General features: G+C 53.8%; 1 protein-coding gene. It reads right to left on the reverse strand.

Features of this window, described 5'->3' with window-relative positions; genetic code table 11:
- Positions 1-1,289: sodium/proton-translocating pyrophosphatase (locus tag P1P89_09250; protein ID MDF1591685.1), on the reverse strand; the 1,289-nt coding region annotated here is incomplete at its 3' end.
- Between the last annotated feature and the right edge of the window lie 170 nt (positions 1,290-1,459).

Here is a 1,459-nt window from a genome sequence, read left to right on the forward strand (position 1 = left end):
ATTCCGGTCATGGACAGCATCGAAACCGCGGAAAGCGCGATGGCAAACAGACCGCCCGAAGCGTCGCCGGAAAATCCACCGCCCAAAGAATATGCGCCCAGAATTGCGGCGACGATGACAATAACCGGCGCCGCGGTCGACTTCATGCTGACGGCCAGACCGGCGATGACGTTGGTGCCGTGTCCGGTCAGACTGGCCTTGGCGATGTGTTGTACCGGGCTATACTCCTTGGCGGTGAAGTACTCCGTGATCATCACGATCAGGCCGGTCAATACAAGACCGATCAGCGCCATCAGAAAAACGTTCATCTGCGTAAATGACGGATGAGCGGTGAGCGATTCCATTGCGGATGCGCCTTTCAGGAAAAAGCCCGTTACAATATAAAATGCAATCGCCGCCAGAATGCCTGAAACGGCAAGCCCCTTGTAAAGCGCACCCATGATATATTCATTTTTGCCGAGCCGGACGGCAAAGGTCCCGATAATGGAAGCGATAATGGATATTCCGCCCAGGAGCAGCGGGAATTCCACCCAGGCGCTGTCGGCGCCGAAAACCGTCTTTGCCAGCAGCATGGCTGCCACAACGGTAACCGTGTAGGTCTCATAAAGGTCGGCCGCCATGCCGGCGCAGTCGCCGACGTTGTCGCCCACGTTGTCTGCGATAACAGCGGGGTTCCTGGGGTCGTCTTCAGGAATCCCAGCTTCTACTTTTCCAACAAGATCGGCGCCCACATCGGCAGCCTTGGTGTAGATGCCGCCGGCAATTCGGGCAAACACGCTCATGAGCGAGCAGCCGAATCCGAGCCCGATCAGGGCGTGGAATGCCATATCAGGGGATGCCTGCTTGGCGATATAATAAAAACCCGCCAGGCCGATGATACCGAGCCCCACCACCATAACGCCCGTCACCGAGCCGCCCTTGAAGGCAAGTCCGAGGGCGGCCTGAAGGCCTTTGCTGGCGGCCTGGGTGGTGCGCACGTTGGCCCGCACCGTTACCCACATGCCCACAAAACCGGCCAGGGCGGAACCGACGGTGCCGATGATAAAACCGATAGCCGTCCAAATGCCAAGTCCCGCTACGACAATCAGGATAACGAGAACAACGGCAACGATCGCTACGGTTTTATACTCGCGTGCAAGAAATGCATATGCGCCCTCTTTGACCGCATTTGAGATCTCCTGCATCTTCGCATTTCCTGCGTCCTGCTTGGATACCCACATGGCGGTAACAACGGCGTATATAACGCCGAGAAGTCCGCATCCTAAAGCAAACAGAATGGTTGAAGTCATTAAAACCTCCTTATTTTTGATTATTAAACAGGTCAGATGATATGAACTAACACTCCCTTGTGTAGATTAACACACCCCTAAATTTTTTCACCTCCCTTATATTTTTTATCTTTCTATATCAAACGGTTAAGAGGATAATTGCCCTCTAAAGAATCATTAGGTTATGAAAA

The organism is Desulfobacterales bacterium (assembly GCA_029211065.1).
Classification (GTDB): Bacteria; Desulfobacterota; Desulfobacteria; order Desulfobacterales; family JARGFK01; genus JARGFK01.